The organism is Streptomyces sp. NPDC003300, assembly GCF_040610915.1.
Lineage (GTDB): Bacteria > Actinomycetota > Actinomycetes > Streptomycetales > Streptomycetaceae > Actinacidiphila.
Genome location: NZ_JBEXNE010000025.1, coordinates 87,134 through 107,840 on the forward strand (window position 1 = coordinate 87,134; position 20,707 = coordinate 107,840).

Consider the following 20,707-nt stretch of genomic DNA (forward strand, 5'->3'; position numbering starts at 1 on the left):
TCGACTACATTGAGCGCATCGTCGGCGACGAGGGGCGAGGGGCACGCACCATGGATGCCATGGATCACGAGGGCGCGCACGGGTACGGCCACCGGCCCGAGGTGCCGCCCCGGCCCGCCGGGACACCGGCGCGCCCGGCCGCCGCGCCCCCCGTGCCCAAACAGGCACCGCCGATGTCCGAGACCGAGCGCTGGCTGCGCACCCCGCGGATCTCCGACGCGCCCGGCGTGTACGCCTACGGACACGTGCCCAACGAAGCCGACCGGGTCCCCGACGGCCGCGTCCTCGGCCGCGCCGCACTCGCCCTCCTCGCCGGAATCCTCATCTGGTCCCTGCGCAACAACGGCTTCCTGCCCTGGTGGCAGTTCCCGCTCAAGATCCTGACCCCGCACAGCTGGTCCTTCAGCGGCCACCAGTCCCGCCCCGAGGTCTTCACCCAGAACCTCTACAGCGTGCTGTCGGCCGCCGTGATCGTCTGGATCACCGGCAGGCTCGGCAACTGGGGCGAGGCGGCCCGCCGCTTCCTGAACACCCCCGCGCGCCGCGGCTGGTTCGCGCTCGCCGCGGGCGCCCTGGTGTGGCAACTGAGCTGGACGGGCTACGTGCCCCTCCTCGACACGGTGCTCGACCTCTTCCCGTACTCGTGGATAAGCGGTGGCGGCAACCCCAACCGGGCCGCCGCGGTCACCTACGCCATCTACGCCCTCGTCGCCGCGCTGATCGCCTGGCCCTGCGCCACATTCGGCGGCTGGTTCGGCATCCCCGGCTGGCAGCCCGACGACACCGCGGGAGCGCGCCCCGCCGCCCCCTCGTACACCCGCACCGGCGCCGACCCCTCCGGGGAGACCCCCGCGGACTGGCCGGAACTGCGCGCGGCCGGGCGCTCCGACGCGGCCGACCGGCTGGCGCGGGATGTGGGCCTGGGCCGGATGAACGACGTGGACTGCGTCCGCGTCCGGCACGCGTGGGACGAGACCCGGCAGCGCCCCCGCGAGGTCCTGGCGTTCACCGACGAGGTCCGGCGCCTCGGCGGCGGCGCCTGCCTCCACCCGTCGGGCGAGCGCGACCTGCCCGCCCGCACCGCCCCGCACGACCTGCTCGGCGGCCAGGTCAGGATCGGCCGCGGCGTCGAGGACGACCGCAACGGCTTCCAGTACCGCGGCTCCGGCATGGCCCTCGACCCCGCACTGCTCGGTACGGGACTGCTCGTCGTCGGCCCGCCCGGCGCCGACAGGACCCGCCGCGTCATGCGCCCGGCGGCCGAGTCGCTCTGCCTCCAGGCGCTCACCGGCACCGCCGCCGTGGTCGTCGTGGCCGGCGCGGACACCGACCTCGGACCGCACGAGGCGTACGACGTCGTCATCGCGCCCGGCGACCCGGCCTCCCGCTACAGCCTCGACCTGTACGGCGGCACCACCGACCCCGACATGGCCGCCTGGCTGCTCGCCGAAGCCCTCGTCGACGGCCCCGAGGCCGAACAGCGCCGCGCCGTCGCCGCCCTCGGCCAGCTCCTCGGCCCCTACGCCGCCGCGCACGGCCGTTTCCCCCCGGTGCCGGTGCTCCGCGAACTGCTGGACGGCGCCCCCGAGGCGTACGAGGACCTGCGCCGCGCCGTGGACGCGGCGGGCGCGCCCGCGCTGCTGCGCGAACTCGACGCCAGGCAGCGGCAGTCCGCCCGCACCGGGGACATCGGCGGCGACCTCGCCAACCGGATCGCGCTGCTCGACCGGCCCGCCTTCGCCGGCTCCTTCGGCGCCCCCGACCGGGCCCGGCCGTTCTCGATGGAAGCGCTCGTCCACCCCATCCGGGTGCGGATCGAACTGCCCGAACGCGGCCACGCCGAAGCCTCCCGGATCCTCGTCCGGCTGCTGCTCGCCCAGTTCACCGCCGCCGTCCGCGCCCAGCGCACCTGGACCCGCTTCGTCTGCCTGATCGTCGACGACATCGGCCAGGCCGTCACCGCGGAGACCGTCCGCGCGCTGGCGGCCCTGCCGTCCACCACGGCGGGCATGGTCCTCGGCCTGCGCACCCTGGCCGACGTGCCCGAGCACCTGCGCGGCCCGCTCGTCGCCGCCGCGGGCTGCCGGATGTCCCTGGCCGGGGTCACGCCGTGGGACGGCAAGTTCTTCGCCGAGTCCTGGGGCACCACGCGGGTGGAGACCCGCGAGGTCACCCGCGCCGACCAATCGGGCGGCATGGCGCAGCGCGTCAACCGCGTGGCACGCCGGATGATCACCGGCCGGGTCGTCACCGCCGACGCCGTCACCGTCCGCGAGGTCGAGCGCGAACGCTGGTCGGCCTCCGACCTCGCCCACACCGTGCCCGCCGGGCAGGCCGTCGTCTCGCTCACGACCACCGCGGGGGAGAGCGCCCCGCCGGTCCTGGTGGACCTGCGGGGGTAGCACCGAGGGCGTGCGGGCCCGGCACCGGGGGCGGCGGATGGCGTGCGGCCCGGGCGCCGGTGGCACCGGCAGGGCGTGCGGGCCCGGTTGGGTCGGGCGGCGGAGGGGCGTGCGTGTCCGGTATTGGCGGCTGGCGTCAGGGCAGCGCTGGACGGTGCGGCACAATTGGGGGTGGCGACCGCTCCCGGTCGGCCAAAAATCGGCCTTCTCCCGTACCAGGCACCTATGCCCCTCACGCTCGCGTCCCTCGCCCATCACTCGGTCCTCAAGCTCACCGTCCTCGCCGGAGGCGACCGGCTGGGGGACACCGAAGTGCGCTGGGTCCACACCAGCGAGCTGGACGACCCGGGACCGTACCTGGAGGGCGGCGAACTGCTGCTCACCACCGGCCTGAAACTGCCCGTGGACGACGCGGAGCACATACGCGCGTACGTGACGCGGCTGGCGGCGGCCGGAGTCGTCGGCCTCGGCTTCGGCGTCGGGGTCGGCCACGACGCCGTGCCCCCCGCCCTGGTGGCCGCGGCGGAGACCGCCCGGCTGCCGCTGTTCGAGGTGCCGCGCAAGACCCCGTTCATCGCCATCAGCAAAGCCGTCTCCGCGGCCGTCGCCGCCGACCAGTACAAGGCCGTCACGGCGGGCTTCGAGGCCCAGCGCGAACTGACCCGCGCCGCCCTCGCCCCCGACGGCACCGCCGCGCTCCTCAGCCGCCTCGCCCAGCACCTCGACGGCTGGGCCGCGCTCTACGACGCCTCAGGAGCCGTCCTGGCCGCGGCCCCCGACTGGGCGGGCCGCAGGGCGGCCCGGCTCGCGGGCGAGATCGACCGGCTGCGCGACACCCCCGCCCCGGCCAGCGCCGCCGTCGCGGGACCCGCGGGCAGCGAGGACCGCGTCGAACTCCAGTCGCTGGGCACCGGCCGCCGCCCCCGCGGCTTCCTCGCCGTCGGCACCGAGGAACGCCTCGACACCGCCGCGCGCTACGTCGTGCACGCCGCCGTCGCCCTGCTCACCCTCTCCCTCGAACAGTCCCGCACCCTCCAGGACGCCGAACAGCGCCTGGCCGCGGCCCTGTTGCGGATGCTGCTCGCCGGGGAGCCTGGCCACGCCCGCAGCGTCGCGGGCAAGCTCTACGGCACCCTCCTCGACCACCCGGTCCGCGTGCTCATCGCCGAACCGGCCGAGGCCCACGCCACCGCGGGCGCCGACGCCGTCACCCTCCTCGGCGAACGCGCCGAGGCCGTCGCCTCCCGCTCCGGCGACGCCCTCCTCGCCGTCCGCGAGGGCCCCCGGCTGATCGTGCTGGCCGCCGAGGAGTCCATGGCCCTGTCCACCGCCGCCGACCTCGCCGAGGCCGAGGACGCGCTGGCCGCGGGACTGTCCGCGCCCGTACTCCCCGCCGAGGTCCCCGAGGCCCACCGCCAGGCCGAACGCGCCCTCGCCGTCGCCCTGCGCCGCGGCCGCAACCTCGTCGAGCACGGCGAGGTCGGCGCGGGCTCCGTCCTGCCCCTCCTCGCCGACGACGCCGTCCGCGCCTTCTCCGAAGGTCTGCTGCGGCCGCTGCGCGACCACGACGCCACCTCCCGCGGCGACCTCGTCGCCTCCCTGCACGCCTGGCTCTCCCACCACGGCCAATGGGACGCCGCCGCCGCCGACCTGGGCGTCCACCGCCACACGCTCCGCTACCGCATGCGGCGCGTCGAGGAAATCCTGGGCCGCTCGCTGGACGACCCGGACGTGCGGATGGAGCTGTGGCTGGCGCTGAAGACCGGGCCGTGAGGCGCTGACCCGCGGTCAGCCCCGCCGGTTGTCGGCCAGCAGCCGCGCGGCCATGCTCTGCGCCTGCCGCTCGGCGTCCCGCGCGTCCGAACGCCGCCTCGCCAGCAGGGACTTGGCCCGCAGCGCGGTCACCCGGTCCTGATGCGGGCGGTCGGCGAAGAGGCTGTCCAGCAGCGACTCGGCGGCGGACAGGTGCCCCTCGGCCCGCGACCGGTCACCCGCCAGTTCACGGGCGCGGGCCAGCAGCAGTTCCAGGCGCGGCAGCAGCGGGCACCGGGAGCCGTAGACGTCCACGGTGGCGTCGCGCGCGCGCAGCAGTTGGACCGCCGCCGCCTGGACGTCCCCGGCCGCCAGCAGCACATGGCCCTCCGCCGTCCTGAACCGCGCGTAGAGATGCGGCCGTTCGACGTTCGCGCGCTCCACGAAGGGCCGCATCGCATCGATGTGCCGTTGGGCCCGGGTGATGGCCGGATACCACCGGTCGTCGCTGTACGGTTCCCGCTCGGCCCACTGCGAGCCGGACGCGTACTGCGCGAGGCTTGTCGCGAGCAATTCGGTGAGGGCCAGGTACAGATCGAAGTGCTCGCGTGTCGCGGCCGTGGCCAGAGACGCGAGGTCGGCCTCGGTGCCGCTGTCGGCGGCGCCGAGGCGCAACCGCAGGAGTGCCTCCTCCGCCAGCGGTACAGCGGCACCGATGGCGGACGATGACACGTCGTCCCTGGCGGCCGCGATCGAGGCGTCGAGGAACGAGTCCCGGCAGCTGTCGAGGAGTTCCGCCGTCATGTCGTCCCTGCGACCTCCCCAGGACGACGGCTCCGCCGACCGGCCGTACGACCGGGACGCCCGGCTGAGGTCGCCGGTCACGAACCCGTGCCTCAGGAGACCCTGGCCGACAAGGCGCCGACCACGCTGAGACACCGTCGGCTCCAGCCTCAGGTATTCCTCCTTCGCCGCATCCAACGAGCCACACCACAGCGCGAGTTCGGCTCTGGCCAGCGCGGCCTCCTCCTTCGCGGAAGGCGAACCGCGCCCGGCGCCGGGAGCCGCCTCGATCTCGGTGCAGCGCTCCAGTGCCTGCCGCACCAGGCCGCGCGCCATCCGTGCCCGCAGGGAGATGATCCGCCAACTCTGGCGCTCGTTGGGGATGAACAGCGACCTCGACAGGGGCCTGTCGTCGCCCAGCGCGATCAGGGCCAGCCGTTCGGCCTCCGCCGCGGAGCCGTGCAGCAGCTGATACCGGCTCCAGTTCACGAGCAGCGTGAGGATGGGGTCGGTGGTGGGGAGCACCTGGTCCTCGCGGGTATCCATGACCCGCCCGACCAACTCGCCGAACGGCGGCCCACTTTCGTACGCGGCCCAGGTCGCGGGATCGGGGGTCGGCTCCGGGTAGAAGCGGGACAGGGTCCCGACCAGCGCGCGCCGGAAGCGCGCGGCGTCCTGGCGGGTCACCCGGGCCCGCACGGCGGTACGGGCCGACTCGGTCAGTCGCAGCGCCGTCCCAACGACCTCGGCCAGATTGCCTTCCACCAACCGTGCGGTGTCGACGGGGAGTTCGGAGGACGGACCACGTCCCTCCGGCCACGACGCCCACAGCGCGGACACCGTGGCTCCTGTGACGCCGTCGCCGGTGTCGAGGAAGTCCAGCAGCCACAGAGTGAGCAGCAGGTCGGGGCTGAGGGGAAGCACCGGGGAGAACGGACCGGCGTCGGCCGCCTCCCGCGCCGTGAAACCCGCCGTCACCGACGCCACGTCCCAGATCCGCGCGCGGCCGAAGGACGAGGCCGTGGCCAACAGGGGCCTGCCGTAAGTGCCGTTGAAGGCGGCGACGGCCACCACACGGCTGGTGTCCCCGGTGGCGACGGTGCCGACCGGCTGAGCGGACGCGGTGTCCCAGAGCGTGACCGTGCCCTCGGCGTCGATCGCCGCGACCAGGTCGGGCCGGCCGTGGACGTGGACGGTGGTGAGCGCCTCCACCTGTCCGAGCCGTGCGGGCAGGTCGCTGTCGACCTCCTCGCCGCTGGCGGCGTCCCTGACGTGGACGGTGCGGTTCTCCGGCGGGTGGTCCCCGGTCACGTGGAGGCAGAGCGGCCGTGCGCCGGGGCCGGTGAAGAAGGTGAGGGCGCGGACGCGGCCCACCAGGGGGGTGAGGGCCGAGCCGAATTCGGTGCCGGTCCCGGGGTCCCAGCAGCGCAGGGCGACGTCAGGGCCCGCCGTGACCAGGACGAGCCGTCCGTCCGCGTCGGTGAAGGTCGTCAGGAGGTGCGCCCCGGACGACGGGCCGGCGACGAGGGTGCGCGTCCGTGTGCCCGCAAGGAGGTCCCAGAGGGAGACGGCGCCGCCGATCCCCGCGACGGCGGCCTGCGGACGGCCGTTCGCGTCGGGGAAGACGGTGAGCGTCTGCACGGCGTCGGGGCCGCCCTCCAGCGGTACGCCCGGGCCCGCGCTCCCGGCCGCGTCCCACAGGTGCGCGCCCTGGCCGTAACCGGCCGCCACCAGCCACACGCTGCCGCCCCAGACGTAACCGGCAAGGCCCCGGTCGCCCTTGGCGGTGGCCCACTCGTACAGCGGCAGGACCGGTTCGTCGGGGCTGCCGAACAGGCGGCCGAACTCGGCCCGTACGTCGATCGCCTGGAGCGCGCCGGGGTTGGTCGGCATGCGCTGGGCCAGTTCGTAGAGCCTGCTCGGGGTGGAGCGGTCCAGCGCCAGCAGGTCGGGCTCGATGTTCGCGGTGAGGTGGTCCATGATCTCGGCGCGGGTCAGCTCGCCGAGGGTGACGACGGTGCCCAGGCTCGACGGGTCGCGAACGCCGTCGAGGGAGGCCACGGTGAACAGCACGGAGCCCCGGCCGTACGGGGGAAGGCATCCCTCCAGCGCCTCGCGCAGGCCCTCGCCGTAGGACCGGACCCGGTCGAAGATCAGCAGCCAGTCGCGGTGTGCGCCCAGGCGTGCCCACAGGTCCGTGGGGGGCGCGGAGCGGTGCTCCCGGTCCGGGGTGAGCGCGGACTCCAGCGCGGTCAGCCCTTCGCGCAGGCTCTGCCGGGTCCGTGCGTCGATCCGGTGGACGAAGCTGTGCCGGGGCCCGTACGTGCGGACGTACTCCTGCACCAGGCGGGTGCGGCCCGACCCGTTCGCGCCGACGACGACGGCCACCGAGGGCATGCTCCAGCCGCGGTCCGCCGTGCGGTCGGCGGGGGAGGGTCGCAACGTCCTTTTCAGGGTGTCCAGTTCGGGGGCGCGGCCGATCATCCGCTCGGGATCGGGCGGGGTGGTGACCGGCGGGACGGGGAGGAGGTGTTCGGGGTGCGGGACGGTGGAGGCGTGCGGCGTCGCTGCCGCCCCCTCGTGCGGCCCGGCGTCGAGCACGTCCAGGGCGCGTCCCTCGGCCGCTGCCGTCAACTGCCGTGCCAGCGCCCGGTGCTGGCCGCCCGCGCCGCTGAGGACGGCGGCGGCGACCTCGGCGAAGGGGAGGCTGCGTTCGGGCAGGAGCCGGCCGGAGGCGCCGTTCTCGGGGGCCGCCGCGGGGGCCGAGGCGGCGTCGACGGCCAGGGAGGCCAGCGCCCGGAAGTCCAGGGTGCCGCCGAAGGTCGCGGCGACGCGGCCGGAGACGCGCGCGAGGACGTCGTCCAGGACGTGCAGGGATTCGGTACGGGTCAGCTCGGCGAGCAGCGCGTCGCGGACGCCGGGGGCGAAGTCGTAGACGACCTCGTCGGGGTCGGTGGGCGGTGCGGGCGCGGGCGCGTCATCGGGGGCGGGGCCGCGGCGCTCGATCAGGCCGGAGAGGAAGAGTTCGGCGAGGTCGGTCTGGCCGGAGCCGGGGACGGTGGCCTGCTGGACGAGCCGCATGACGGGCAGGCTCAGCGGGGCCGCCGCGAGGTGGCAGGCGAGGCGGAAGGCGTCGGGGGAGCAGCCGGAACGGAAGCGGGCGACGCGCTCCGCGGGGCCCGGCGGCTCCGAGGGGACGGCGGCGCGCGCGGGCCGGGGCGCGCCGCGTACGGGCGCCGCCAGCATCGGGGACCAGCCGGGCACGCGGCCCGCGACCAGACCGGCCCAGGGTGCCAGCCAGGCGCCGTCCACCTCCATCACCGGCAGCCAGCGCACCCCGTGCGGGCGGGCGCCGCGCGGCAGGCCCGGCACGGCGGCGGCCGTCCGTACCTCGGCGACCGGCCGCGCCGCGTCGGGCACCCGCAGCTCGACCGGTGCCGTACGCAGCGCGGTGCGGTGCCACAGCCTGCGCGGCAGGACCTGGAGCGCGGCCACCGGGCGTTCCCGGCCCGCGCGGGCCAGGAATTCGGGCAGGTCGTCGCCGTACCAGGCGGGGCCGACGCCGTCGGTGAGCACGAGCAGCAGCGCCCGGCCGGTGGGGTCCTCCAGGGCGCGGCTCCAGCGCGGGCCCGCGGGACCCGCCGGGGCCGCCGGGCGGGCGGACTTGCGGCGGCGGAAGGGGGACAGGCGCGGCGCGGGGCCGTCGGTCGACAGCGACCAGCACCGTACGTCGGCGAAGGCGCCGTGCCGCTCCAGCACTGTGCACAGCTCGGTGGCCAGGCGGTGCCAGACCGCCATCGTGGCGCCGGTGTCGATCAACAGGTCGACGGAGAACCGGCGTTCGCTCGCCGGCCGCCAGACCGGCAGCAGATACTCCGCCTCGCCGGTCGCCTGGGCGGTGGCCTCCTCGTCGAGGACCGCGGGTCCCGGCGCGGACACGGACTGGCGCAGCGGGCGCAGGGCCCGGGCGAGGTCCAGGGAACCGCTGAGCGCGGGCGGCTGGGTGACCCGCACGACATGCGCGGCGGGGCCGCCGGGCGCGGGCGCGGCCTTGGTGAGCGAGTGCAGGCCGACGCGCGGGGCGGGGGTGGCGGGCGCGGCCGGTGGGCGGCGCGGTCCGGGTACGGGGTCCGGTGCGCGCTCCCGCTCCGCCGGTTCGGGGTCCGGCCGTACGGGTTCCGGTTCCGGTGCGACCGCCCGCGGCGGCTCCTCCGGGCTGCCGTCCACCTCGTCGGCCCCGTCTTCCGCCGTCAGTCCGGCCAGCCGTGCCAGCCACACCACATCGGCCATTTCGACAGCCGTGGGGCCGTCCTCGTGGCCGCCGAGGAGCCCGGCCAGTACGGCCCTGAGCCCGTCGGAGTGCTCGGGTGGCCGCGGCGGTGGCGGTGGCGGTGGGGGCATGGCGGGCGCGGGTCAGGACTCGTTGAGGGGGCGGAGGAGGACGCTCTCGATGAACTCGCGGTCCTGCCGGCCCGACCACAGGCCGCGGTCGGCCATCAACAGGGCGTTCAGGAGCTGGTCGTTGGCGAGCTCCGCGCCCTCCTCGCGCTGGCGGCGCAGGAACTCCGCGATGACCGCGGCGCGTTCGGCCGCCGCGCCGGGGGCGCCGGGTCCCAGGTGCGCGGTGACCATCGCGGCGAGCCGGTCCGCGTCCGGCGGCTGGATCTCCAGCCGGACGCAGCGACGCAGGAACGCGGCCGGGAACTCCCGCTCGGCGTTGCTCGTCAAGACGGTGAAGGGGAACTGAGCACAGCGCACCGTCCCGCCAGTGACGGTGGCCGTCCGCGCACCGTCCGCGGTCATGACTTCCTGATCACCCGGCCCCAGCCGGGCGAGTTCCGGAATCCCGAATTCGCCTTCCTCGAAGACGTTCAGCAGGTCATTGGGCAGATCGAGATCACTCTTGTCGATCTCGTCGATGAGCAGCACCCGCGGGTGCCGCCAGGGCAGCAGCGCCGTGCCGAGGGGACCGAGCCGCAGATAGCGGCCGACGGGCGGCGGCTCCTCCCTGCCGGTGCCGCCCCCGGTGCCGTCTCTCCCCGCGCCGCCCGTGCTCCCCGCCGGACCGCGTCCCAAGCCCGCGTCGTGCAGACGGCCGATCGCGTCGTACGCGTACAGGCCGTCGCGCAAGGTGGCGCGGCTGGTGATCGGCCAGCGCAGCACGGGACCGAGGCGCAGTTCGTGGGCGACCGCGTAGGCGAGTGTCGACTTGCCGACTCCCGGCTTGCCCGTGATGAGCAGGGGGCGGCGCAGGTGCAGGGCCAGGTTGACGAGCTGCACCTCGCGCCGGTCGGCCTGATAGGCGACGGCCTGGCGGTCGCGGCCGAGCCGCCGGGCGGTCGCGCCGTCCGCGCCCGGTCCCGTGCCGTCGGCGGGCGGCGGGGGCAGTTCGCCGGGGTCGCCGTACTCGGTGCCGAAGGCCCGCCAGGCGGGGGCCTCCGGCAGGCCGTCGATGCCGTCGTGCGGGGTGCCGGTACCCCGGTACACCCACCAGTCGTCGCCGTTCGCCGTCACCGCACCGCTCCTTGTCCTCTGCGTCCTGTGCGTCCTGTGCGCGTCGTCCGCATGTCAGGCCATCCCCGCGTACGGCGTGTCCTGGTCGGCGTCCACGCTGTCCGGGTCGTCCCAGAGCAGCGTGATGTTGTTCCGCACGTCGTCGGCGCCCGCCGTCCTGCCGTACTTGCGGCAGCGGTGCACGGTCTCCGGCAGGTCGAGCAGCCGGGCCGGGGGGTGGGCGCGCAGCGCCGTCACCAGCTCGCGCGGGTCGCCGGGGTCGCGCCGCCACAGCATGACGGGCACGCCCTCGGTGTACAGCGCGTCCTTCACGGCCGCGAGCAGGTGCGCCGAGAGCCGGTCGTACGGCACGGTCAGGCCGAGGCAGGCCAACTCGGGCTGCCGTACGAGGGATTCGGTCAGCTCAGTCGCGGCGGACCGCCCGTGCAGCCGGGGCCAGGAGATCCTGCCGAGCGCGTCGTCCGCCGGGTCCGGCTCCCGAGCCCCGGTTCCGGCCGTGTCGCCGTTCCCGCCGCCGAGCGGGGCCGCCGCCGCTCGCTGCGGGTCCCGGCGCAGGTGCTGCCAGCGCTGCCGCCACGCGCCGATGACCCAGGAGTCGGTGTACCGCTCCAGGGACCGTACGACGACGGGGTGGTGCTGGCCGAGCGGGGTACGGGTCGGCCCGGCCGACCACAGCTCGGCGCTGTAGCCCAACAGGGCCTCGGGCAGCAGGAATTCGACCCGTACACCGCCGCCCGCGCCGCGGACCTCGCGGGCCAGTTCCGTCCACGCCGACATCCGGGCGCTGCCCGCGCCGGTCAGCTCGCTGCGGCGGAAGGGCTCGCTGGGCGGCAGCGCCGCCACCCGGCGCAGCGGGCCGCCGTGCACGGCCTGCCGGTAGTAGGCGCCGCGCAGTTCGTAGCTGCCGTCCTCGACATGCTCGGGGCCCGCGGCCTCGACGCGGATCTGCACGATCAGCCGGTCGGCGGCCTCCGGGCTCTCCGCTCCGCCGCCGGCCGTCCCGGTGTCCCCGGCCCGGCCGCCGCCCAGCGCGCCGAGCAGGTCGCGCAGCGCCGCCCAACGGGCGTACGCGGCAAGGTCGGTGTCGGCCGTGACGGAGCCGAGGAAGCGCAGCAGCGGTACCGCCCGGCCCGCGTCGCCGCCGGGGCCGCCGCCCCGCAGGTCGGACAGGCGCACCAGGATCTCCGGCAGGGTCTCGCGGCCGGTGAGCAGCGCGGTGCCGGGCGCGCCGTGCGGGACATGGCGCGCGAGCTGGGCGGGGGAGGGGAGATGCGGGAGGTCCGCGCGCAGCGCGGTGAGGACGGTGAGCGAGGCGTCGGGCGGCAGGGGCGCCGCGCCGGTCAGGCCCAGGACGGCCAACTCCAGCCACGGCAGGGCCTTGTCGTACGGCGCCTGACCGCGCAGCGCCGCCCGCAGCGCGTCCAGTGCCGCGTCGGGGTCGGGGCGGGTCTCGATCGCGCCGACGAGATTGCGCAGGTGGGCGCGGGCGACGAACTCCTCGCGGACGTCGAGCCGGAAGCGGGCCCGGCGCGCGCCCCGCACGCCGCCCGGACCGTACGGCCGCGGCTCGTGGCGCTCCGCCGCCTCGTCCATCCGCTGGAGCAGGTCGAGCCGGTCGCCGTGCCGGGACAACTGCGGGAAGTCCTCCAGCAGTTCACCCAGCAGCTCGGCCGCGCCGACCGGCCACGGACCCCCGTCGGCCGCCGGACCGGGACCGTCCCCGGCCCTGCCGACCTTGGCCAGCAGGCGCTTCGCCGTCCACTTCCCCTCCACGGAACCCATCGCGCTACGCGTCCCCCCAGCCGCCGATCGCCCGCCCGACCAGGTCGCGCAGCCGCTCCAGGGCCCGGTCGTCCGGCACGATCTCCTCCATCGCCGTGAACAGGGCGCGCCACGCGGCCCCCTCGTCCCGGAACCGGCGGCAGCTCAGCACCAGCCGGAAGAGGTGGTCCCGGCGGCCCGGCCGCTCCTCCACCTCGAAGGAGTACGGCAGGCCGAGGTGGTCGCCCATCCGGTCGAGCAGGTCGTAGCGGTTGTCCGCGCGTCCCAGAGAGGGGAACGCCAGCAGGGCGTCGACCAGTTCCATGTCGGTGGGCGGCGGGCCGGGCGCGGCGGCCGTCGCGGCGGAGCCGGCCGGGGCGTCGGCGATACCGAGGAGGCCGCGCAGGGCCGAGACCGGGGTGCACCAGCCGCCCCGGTCGTCCCGGTACGAGCGGCTGCCCTTCACCACACCGACCACGAGACCGGCCCGGTCGAGCAGCATGCTGCCGCTGAAGCCCTCGCGGACGCCGTCGCCCAGCACCCGGAAGAAGTCGCCTGACCTGGCTCCTGTGCGCAGCGCGAGCGAGTCCGGCTGGACGCCGGGGGAGGGGGTGAACTCCGAGTAGCCGAGCGCCGTCACCTCGGTGCCCGGCTCGGGGTCGCTGGCCGCGAGCGACGCGACGGGGTGCCCGGACCACCCGGCCACGGTCAGCAGCGCCAGGTCCGGATACGGGTGGAAGCGCCCGCCGTCGCTGTGCGGAGGCACCGCCCGTACGCCGTCCGCCGCCACGGGACCACCGCCGGACGGGTGACGTACGACGATTCCGGCCGCTCCGGCCACCACGTGCGCGGCGGTGACGACGAGCCCGTCCCGTACGAGGAAGCCGCTGCCCCGGAAGGTCCCGCCGATCTCCAGCCACACCGCGCGTAAGTGCGCCTCGCCGCCCAGCGGCCCGGCGCCCCACCAGGCGACGGCCCCAGCGCTCACGGCTGTCCGCCGGACCCGGAGCCCGTGTCCCCGGCCGGGCCGGTCCCGTCCGCGGCGGCTCCGACCACCGCCGTGACGGCCGCTTCAGCCGCTTCAGCCGCTTCAGCCGCCACGGCCGCCTCGGCCGCTTCCGCGCGGGCTCTGCGCGCCGCCAGGTCCCAGGAGAGCCGTACGGTCAGGCTGGCCTCGCTGCCCGCCTCCGCGATGATCCCGAAGAGCTGGCCGGACTTCACGGCCAGATTGAGGCCGAATTCGACCTCGAAGGCGTCGGGGGAACCGGCGGCGCCGCCCTCCGTCACCGTTTCGGCCGCCCAGCGGCCGACACTGCGGACGGTGTCGCGCACCTGGCCGAGGCTCAGGGCGACGGCCGAGCCCAGCGCGGCGGCGCGGCGGCCGACGTCGACACCGACGTCGCCGTACGCGTCGGCGCCGCCCGCGCCGGAGGCGGCCTCACCGGGCTGCCGGAAGGTGAGGTCGCCGATGACCTCGGCCTCCACCGTCGAGCCGTCGCCCAGGTCGATCGTCACGGTCTCCGTCATGGCGTTCCCTCCCCGTCCCGCCAGCAGGATAGAGGCGCCCGAGGGCACGCCGTGCGGCTTTCCCCACCTGCCCCCCCGGCCGAAGCCGCTGCCGCCGACCGGCCGTACCCCGGCCCTCCTGGGGCCGTACCCGACGCCGTCCGCCCGCGCGGCCCCCGGCCGGAGGCTCGCCAGCCGCCGTCGGAAGGCTTCCAGTCGCCCCGCCGGGCCCCTGCCGAACGCGGCCGGTCCCCATAAGCCCGGCCCCTGCCGTCCCCGGCACCGCCGCCGCCGGCCCCCGGCGGTCCACGTAAGCCCGGACCCCCTCGCAGCGCCGGGCCATTCCGGCCATTACGGCGCGCGTCAGTGGGCACGTACTACGTCGTGGACAACGTGCGGTGTCCGCGGGCGCGCCTACCGTGAGAGACGGGACGGCAGCACAATCGAACCTCTGAAGGGCGGGACTCACCGTGACAACGACAGGCGCAGCCGCGTACGCGTTCTGGCTGGCGGGCCGTGAGGCCACCGGTACGGACACCTTCGATGTGACCAGCCCGTGGGACGGCGCGGCGGTCGGCCGGGTGAGCGTGCCGACGGACGCGCAGGTCGAGGAGGCGGTGGCGGCGGCAGCGGCGGCGCAGGACGCGTTCTCGGCGACGCCCGCCCATGTGCGCGCGGCGGCGCTCGACCACGTGTCGAAGCGGCTCGCGGAGCGGTCGGAGGAGGTCGCCCGGCTGATCACGGCGGAGAACGGCAAGCCGATGAAGTGGTCGCGCGGCGAGGTCGGCCGCGCCGTGTCCGTCTTCCGCTGGGCCGCGGAGGAGGCCCGCCGCTTCAACAGCGGCGAGGCGCAGCGGCTGGACACCGACGCCGGCGGCGTCGGGCGGCTCGCGCTGACCCGCCGCTTCAGCCGCGGCCCGGTGCTCGGCATCGCGCCGTTCAACTTCCCGCTCAACCTGGTGGCCCACAAGATCGCCCCGGCCATCGCGGTCGGCACGCCGATCATCCTCAAGCCCGCCCCCGCGACCCCGCTGTCCGCGCTGCTGCTCGGCGAACTCCTCGCCGAGACCACCGGCCTGCCCGAGGGCGCCTGGAGCGTGCTGCCGGTGGCGAACGACCGGATGTCCTCGCTGGTCCAGGACCCGCGGCTGCCGGTGATCTCCTTCACCGGCTCCGACACCGTCGGCTACCAGATCATGGACTCCGTGCCGCGCAAGCACGTCACCCTCGAACTCGGCGGCAACGCCGCCGCCGTCGTCCTCGCCGACTGGTCGTCCGAGGCCGACCTGGACTGGGCGGCGAGCCGGATCGCCACCTTCGCCAACTACCAGGCGGGCCAGTCCTGCATCTCGGTGCAGCGTGTCATCGCCGACACCGCCGTCTACGACGCGCTCGCCGAGAAGATCGTCGCCAAGGTGCGCGCGCAGGCGGTCGGCGACCCCGCCGACGACGCGACCGACGTCGGTCCGCTGGTCAGCGAGGCCGCCGCCGAGCGCGTCGCCTCCTGGGTCGACGACGCCGTCGGCAAGGGCGCCAAGCTGCTGACCGGCGGGGTGCGGGACGGCGCGAGCTACGCCCCGACCGTCCTGGCCGACCTGCCCGCCGACGCCGTCCTCGCCTCGGCCGAGGCATTCGGCCCCGTCCTGTCGCTGCACCGGGTGAACGGCACCGACGAGGCTTTCGCCGCCGTCAACGACTCCCGCTTCGGCCTCCAGAGCGGCGTGTTCACCCACGACCTCCAGGCCGCCTTCCGCGCCCACCGCGAACTGGAGGTCGGCGGCGTCATCATCGGCGACGCGCCCTCCTACCGCGCCGACCAGATGCCGTACGGCGGTGTGAAGGACTCCGGCACCGGGCGCGAAGGCGTCAAGTACGCGATGGACGACTACACGTACGAGCGCGTGCTGGTCCTCACCGGCCTGGACCTTTAAACACAGGACCTCCAGGCACGGGACCTCCAGGCGCGGGACCTCCAGGCACGGGACCTCCAGACACGGGACCTCCAGGCACCGGCCTCCGGGGCCCGAGGGATTCGGCCGACCTCGCGCCGCGGATGGTCGGGTCGGCCGGATTCGGGTAGTACGGACAAGTAGCACCGGTTGGTAACCGGCTACCCGGAGGTGACGCAACCGTGTCCGCACCCACCGCACGCAAGGTCTCGGAGCGCGAAGCACGTCAGGTGGCGGAGGCCGCCAGAGAACAGGACTGGCGCAAGCCCAGCTTCGCCAAGGAACTGTTCCTCGGCCGCTTCCGCCTCGACCTGATCCACCCCCACCCGCTGCCCGCGGCCGAGGCGGTGGAGAAGGGCGAGGCGTTCCTCGACCTGCTCAAGGGCTTCTGCGAGACGAAGGTCGACGGCGCCAGGATCGAGCGCGAGGCGCGGATTCCCGACGAGACGATCGCGGGCCTGAAGGAAATCGGCGCCTTCGGGATGAAGATCGACACCGCGTACGGCGGCCTCGGCCTCACCCAGGTGTACTACAACAAGGCGCTGGCCCTCGCCGGTTCCGCGAGCCCCGCGATCGGCGCGCTGCTGTCGGCCCATCAGTCGATCGGCGTACCGCAGCCGCTGAAGATGTTCGGCACGCGGGAGCAGAAGGAGAAGTTCCTGCCGCGCTGCGCCCGTACCGACATCAGCGCCTTCCTGCTCACCGAGCCCGATGTCGGCTCCGACCCGGCGCGGCTGGCCACCAGCGCGGTCCGCGACGGCGACGACTACGTACTCGACGGCGTGAAGCTGTGGACCACCAACGGCGTCATCGCGGACCTGCTCGTCGTCATGGCCCGGGTGCCGAAGCCGGACGGCGGCGCCGACACCTACGAGGACCACAGGGGCGGCATCACCGCCTTCGTCGTGGAGGCCGACTCCGCGGGCATCACCGTGGAGAACCGCAACGCCTTCATGGGCCTGCGCGGTCTGGAGAACGGCGTCACCCGCTTCCACCAGGTCCGGGTCCCGGCAGCGAACCGGATCGGCACCGAGGGCGCGGGCCTGAAGATCGCGCTGACCACCCTGAACACCGGCCGCCTGTCGCTGCCCGCCATGTGCGCGGGCGCGGGCAAGTGGTGCCTGAAGATCGCCCGCGAGTGGTCGGCCGCCCGTGAGCAGTGGGGCAAGCCGATCGCCGAGCACGAGGCCGTCGGCGCGAAGATCGCGTACATCGCCGCCACCACGTTCGCGCTCGAAGCCGTACTGGACCTGTCGTCCCAGATGGCGGACGAGGACCGCAACGACATCCGGATCGAGGCCGCGCTGGCCAAGCTCTTCGGCTCGGAGGCCGCCTGGCTGATGGCCGACGAACTGGTGCAGATCCGCGGCGGGCGCGGCTTCGAGACCGCCGACTCGCTGGCCGCCCGCGGCGAGCGCGCCGTCCCGGCCGAGCAGATGCTCCGTGACCTGCGGATCAACCGGATCTTCGAGGGCTCCACCGAGATCATGCACCTGCTGATCGCCCGCGAGGCCGTCGACGCCCACCTGTCCGTGGCGGGCGACCTCATCGACCCCGACACCACCCTGGGCGACAAGGCCAAGGCGGGCGCCAAGGCAGGCGGCTTCTACGCCCGCTGGCTGCCCAAACTGGTCGCGGGCCCGGGCCAGCTCCCCCACGCGTACGCCGAATTCGGGCCGCTCGCCGGACACCTGCGGTACGTGGAGCGCAGCGCGCGCAAGCTGGCCCGCTGCACCTTCTACGCGATGTCGCGCTGGCAGGGCCGGATGGAGACCAAGCAGAACTTCCTCGCCCGGATCGTCGACATCGGCGCGGAACTCTTCGCGATGAGCGCCGCCTGCGTCCGCGCCCAGCACCTGGCCGCGACCGGCGACCACGGCCGGGAGGCCCGCCGTCTGGCCGACGCCTTCTGCCACCAGTCGCGCATCCGCACCGAGGAGCTGTTCGCCCGGCTGTGGACCAACACCGACAGCACCGACCGCCGCCTCACCCGCTCCGTGCTCAACGGCGACCTCACCTGGCTGGAAGCCGGAATCGTCGACGCCAGCCGCGAGGGCCCGTGGATCGCGGAGGCCGAGCCCGGCCCGTCGCGGGCGGACAACGTCCGCCGACCGGTGCACTGACAGCCGCCACGGCAGGACAGAATGGCCCCATGACGGACGCTCTCGCAGACCCGCACTACCGCCCGTACACGACCGGAGAGGCGGCGGCCGGCGGCCGACGGGACATCGTGATCCTCGGCTCGACCGGCTCTGTCGGCACCCAGGCCATCGACGTGGTGCTCCGCAACCCGGACCGCTTCCGCGTCGTGGCCATCTCCGCCGCGGGCAGCCGCGCGGAACTGCTCGCCGAACAGGCGCACCAGCTTCAGGTGCATACGGTCGCGGTCGCGGACGAGGCCGCCGTGGAGCCGCTGCGACAGGCCCTGACCAGGCACTTCGGCCCCGGCAACGGGCCGGAGCTGCTGGTCGGCCCGGAAGCCGCCACCCAGGCCGCGACCCTGGAGTGCCACGCGGTGCTCAACGGCATCACCGGCTCGATCGGCCTGCGGCCCACGCTGGCGGCGCTGGAGGCCGACCGGGTGCTGATCCTCGCCAACAAGGAGTCGCTGATCGTCGGCGGCCCCCTGGTGAAGGCCGTCGCGAAGCCCGGCCAGATCGTGCCCGTCGACTCCGAGCACTCCGCGCTCTTCCAGGCGATGCTCGGCGGCAGCCGCGCCGAGGTCCGCAAGCTCGTCGTCACCGCCTCCGGCGGCCCCTTCCGCGGCCGTACCCGCGAGGAGCTGGCCGACGTCAAGCCCGCCGACGCCCTCGCGCACCCCACCTGGGACATGGGCCCGGTGATCACCATCAACTCCGCGACCCTGGTCAACAAGGGCCTTGAGGTCATCGAGGCGCACCTGCTCTACGACATCCCGTTCGAGCGGATCGAGGTCGTCGTCCACCCCCAGTCCTACATTCACTCGATGGTGGAATTCGTGGACGGATCGACGCTCGCCCAGGCCAGCCCGCCCGACATGCGGATGCCGATCGCGCTGGGTCTCGGCTGGCCGGACCGGGTCCCGGACGCCGCGCCCGCCTTCGACTGGTCGAAAGCCTCGACATGGGAATTCTTCCCGCTCGACGACGACGCGTTCCCGTCCGTCGCATTGGCGCGACATGTGGGTAGCCTCGGAGGCACCGCGCCCGCGGTGTTCAACGCGGCCAACGAGGAGTGCGTCGACGCCTTCCTCGCCGGCCGGCTGCCGTTCACCGGGATCGTGGACACCGTCGCGAAGGTCGTCGAGGAACACGGCGTGCCCGGGACGGGAACTCGACTGACCGTCGAGGACGTCCTCGAAGCGGAGGCGTGGGCCCGTGCCCGTGCCAGGGAACTCGCGAACGTGAACGGGAACAACGGGAGTGCGGACGTGAACGGGAACGTGAACACGAGCGCGTCGACATCGGAGGCAGCAGGCGTATGACCGCTCTCATGACGGTCCTCGGCATAGTGGTCTTCGCCGTGGGCCTGATGGTCTCCATCGCCTGGCACGAGCTGGGCCACCTCTCCACGGCCAAGCTCTTCAAGATCCGCGTGCCGCAGTACATGGTCGGCTTCGGCCCGACGATCTGGTCCCGGCACAAGGGCGAGACCGAGTACGGCTTCAAGGCCGTGCCGCTCGGCGGCTACATCCGCATGATCGGGATGTTCCCGCCGGGGGCGGACGGCAAGGTCTCCGCCCGGTCGACCTCGCCGTGGCGCAGCATGATCGAGGACGCCCGCTCGGCGGCGTACGAGGAGCTCCAGCCCGGCGACGAGACGCGGATGTTCTACACGCGCAAGCCGTGGAAGCGCGTCATCGTGATGTTCGCCGGACCGTTCATGAACCTGATCCTGGCCGTCGCGCTGTTCCTCGGCGTGTTCATGGGCTTCGGCATCAGCATGCGCACCACCGTGGTCAGCCAGGTCAGCGACTGTGTGATCTCGCAGGCGGACACCGCCAAGCGCGACGTGAACAACCCGTGCCTGCCCTCCGACCCGGTCGCGCCCGCCAAGACCGCGGGCTTCAAGGCCGGCGACAAGATCGTGGAGTTCAACGGCCACCCGGTCGGCGACTGGAACGCCCTGTCCAAGGACATCCGCGACGGCATCGGCCCGGCCAGCGTCATCGTGGTCCGCGACGGACAGCGGCTCACCCTGCACCCCACGATCACCACCAACACCGTCGCCAAGACCGACAGCGACGGCAACTACGTGGACGGCACGGTCAAGGCGGGCTTCCTCGGCTTCAGCCCGGCCAGCCACATCCAGCCGCTGGGCTTCACCGATTCCGTGAACCACATGGGCGACATGGCCAAACAGGGCGTGAATTCTCTGATCAGCCTGCCCAAGCGGATTCCCGACCTGTGGAACGCGGCCTTCAACGGCGCGCAGCGCAAGCCGGACTCCCCGATGGGCGTCGTCGGCGCCGCCCGCGTCGGCGGCGAGGTCTTCGCGCTCCAGGAGCCCGCCATCAACCGCGTCATGACCATGGTCATGCTCGTCGGCGGCTTCAACCTCTCGCTGTTCCTGTTCAACATGCTCCCGCTGCTGCCGCTGGACGGCGGCCACATCGCGGGCGCGCTGTGGGAGTCCGTCCGGCGCAAGGCCGCCAAGGTCTTCCGCAAGCCGGACCCCGGCCCCTTCGACGTCGCCAAGCTCATGCCGATCGCCTATGTCGTGGCCGGAATCTTTGTGTCCTTCACCTTGCTTGTCCTGATCGCCGACGTGGTCAACCCCGTCAAACTGAGTTCGTAATGGGATGAGGGGCGTGTGGGTCGTGGGCGGGGTGCCGTAACCTCGGTTATCGGAGCCCGCCCACGCGGGACCTCGATCCACACCTTGGGGATGCCACGCAATGACCGCGATTTCGCTCGGGATGCCAGATGTTCCGATCAAGCTCGCCGAACGCCGCAAGAGCCGTCAGATCCAGGTCGGGTCGGTCCCGGTGGGCGGGGACGCGCCTGTTTCCGTCCAGTCGATGACGACGACCCGTACCTCTGACATCGGTGCCACTCTTCA

Annotated in this window: 12 protein-coding genes; 7 read left to right on the forward strand and 5 right to left on the reverse strand. The window is 74.3% G+C overall.

What is annotated here, in order from left to right; all coding sequences use genetic code 11:
- Positions 1 to 59 precede the first annotated feature (59 nt).
- Both ABZX65_RS29475 and ABZX65_RS29480 read left to right on the forward strand, forming a co-directional pair.
- Positions 60 to 2,402 carry an ATP/GTP-binding protein gene (locus ABZX65_RS29475; protein ID WP_355346562.1) on the forward strand — a complete coding sequence of 781 codons (2,343 nt, stop codon included), beginning with the start codon at positions 60 to 62 and terminating at the stop codon, positions 2,400 to 2,402.
- 225 nt (positions 2,403 to 2,627) lie between these two features.
- Complete coding sequence (locus ABZX65_RS29480; protein ID WP_355346565.1) at positions 2,628 to 4,175, forward strand: PucR family transcriptional regulator ligand-binding domain-containing protein; 1,548 nt, start codon at positions 2,628 to 2,630, stop codon at positions 4,173 to 4,175.
- A gap of 15 nt (positions 4,176 to 4,190) precedes the next feature.
- Here the strand turns inward: ABZX65_RS29480 and ABZX65_RS29485 are convergent, their stop codons facing one another.
- From ABZX65_RS29485 to ABZX65_RS29505, 5 genes are read right to left on the reverse strand one after another with little or no spacing between them, the layout of a single operon-like run.
- On the reverse strand, positions 4,191 to 9,338 hold the full coding sequence (locus ABZX65_RS29485) for an SAV_2336 N-terminal domain-related protein (RefSeq protein ID WP_355346568.1): 5,148 nt from the start codon (positions 9,336 to 9,338) through the stop codon (positions 4,191 to 4,193).
- Between the two features lie 12 nt (positions 9,339 to 9,350).
- Complete coding sequence (locus tag ABZX65_RS29490) at positions 9,351 to 10,451, reverse strand: MoxR family ATPase (RefSeq protein ID WP_355346571.1); 1,101 nt, start codon at positions 10,449 to 10,451, stop codon at positions 9,351 to 9,353.
- Positions 10,452 to 10,505: 54 nt separating this feature from the next.
- The gene (locus tag ABZX65_RS29495; protein WP_355346574.1) at positions 10,506 to 12,233 is read right to left on the reverse strand and encodes a hypothetical protein; all 1,728 of its coding nucleotides are present in this window, start codon (positions 12,231 to 12,233) and stop codon (positions 10,506 to 10,508) included.
- Between the two features lie 4 nt (positions 12,234 to 12,237).
- On the reverse strand, positions 12,238 to 13,200 hold the full coding sequence (locus ABZX65_RS29500; protein WP_355346577.1) for a trypsin-like peptidase domain-containing protein: 963 nt from the start codon (positions 13,198 to 13,200) through the stop codon (positions 12,238 to 12,240).
- Positions 13,197 to 13,739, reverse strand: coding sequence for a CU044_2847 family protein (locus ABZX65_RS29505; protein ID WP_355346580.1), 543 nt, complete (start codon positions 13,737 to 13,739; stop codon positions 13,197 to 13,199). The genes ABZX65_RS29500 and ABZX65_RS29505 overlap by 4 nt, the downstream gene beginning before the upstream one ends.
- A 449-nt stretch (positions 13,740 to 14,188) precedes the next feature.
- Here ABZX65_RS29505 and ABZX65_RS29510 point away from each other — a divergent pair, with 449 nt between their 5' ends.
- The 5 genes from ABZX65_RS29510 to ABZX65_RS29530 all read left to right on the forward strand — a co-directional run.
- On the forward strand, positions 14,189 to 15,649 hold the full coding sequence (locus ABZX65_RS29510; RefSeq protein WP_355346583.1) for an aldehyde dehydrogenase family protein: 1,461 nt from the start codon (positions 14,189 to 14,191) through the stop codon (positions 15,647 to 15,649).
- A gap of 200 nt (positions 15,650 to 15,849) precedes the next feature.
- Positions 15,850 to 17,790 (forward strand): acyl-CoA dehydrogenase family protein, encoded by a 1,941-nt coding sequence (locus ABZX65_RS29515; protein ID WP_355346586.1) that lies wholly within the window; start codon positions 15,850 to 15,852, stop codon positions 17,788 to 17,790.
- Positions 17,791 to 17,819: 29 nt separating this feature from the next.
- Positions 17,820 to 19,130 (forward strand): 1-deoxy-D-xylulose-5-phosphate reductoisomerase, encoded by a 1,311-nt coding sequence (gene dxr / locus ABZX65_RS29520; RefSeq protein ID WP_355346589.1) that lies wholly within the window; start codon positions 17,820 to 17,822, stop codon positions 19,128 to 19,130.
- On the forward strand, positions 19,127 to 20,443 hold the full coding sequence (locus ABZX65_RS29525; RefSeq protein ID WP_355346592.1) for a site-2 protease family protein: 1,317 nt from the start codon (positions 19,127 to 19,129) through the stop codon (positions 20,441 to 20,443). The genes dxr and ABZX65_RS29525 overlap by 4 nt, the downstream gene beginning before the upstream one ends.
- Positions 20,444 to 20,543: 100 nt before the next feature.
- Positions 20,544 to 20,707 (forward strand): flavodoxin-dependent (E)-4-hydroxy-3-methylbut-2-enyl-diphosphate synthase (locus ABZX65_RS29530; RefSeq protein WP_355346602.1); only part of this gene is annotated, 164 nt, incomplete at its 3' end.

Bases quoted from the DNA above. Each gene is read 5' to 3' on its own strand.
- ABZX65_RS29495 (WP_355346574.1), bottom strand. From the start codon at position 12,233: ATGGGTTCCGTGGAGGGGAAGTGGACGGCGAAGCGCCTGCTGGCCAAG.
- ABZX65_RS29505 (WP_355346580.1), bottom strand. From the start codon at position 13,739: ATGACGGAGACCGTGACGATCGACCTGGGCGACGGCTCGACGGTGGAG.
- ABZX65_RS29480 (WP_355346565.1), top strand. From the start codon at position 2,628: ATGCCCCTCACGCTCGCGTCCCTCGCCCATCACTCGGTCCTCAAGCTC.
- ABZX65_RS29475 (WP_355346562.1), top strand. From the start codon at position 60: ATGGATCACGAGGGCGCGCACGGGTACGGCCACCGGCCCGAGGTGCCG.
- dxr (WP_355346589.1), top strand. From the start codon at position 17,820: ATGACGGACGCTCTCGCAGACCCGCACTACCGCCCGTACACGACCGGA.
- ABZX65_RS29485 (WP_355346568.1), bottom strand. From the start codon at position 9,338: ATGCCCCCACCGCCACCGCCACCGCCGCGGCCACCCGAGCACTCCGAC.
- ABZX65_RS29525 (WP_355346592.1), top strand. From the start codon at position 19,127: ATGACCGCTCTCATGACGGTCCTCGGCATAGTGGTCTTCGCCGTGGGC.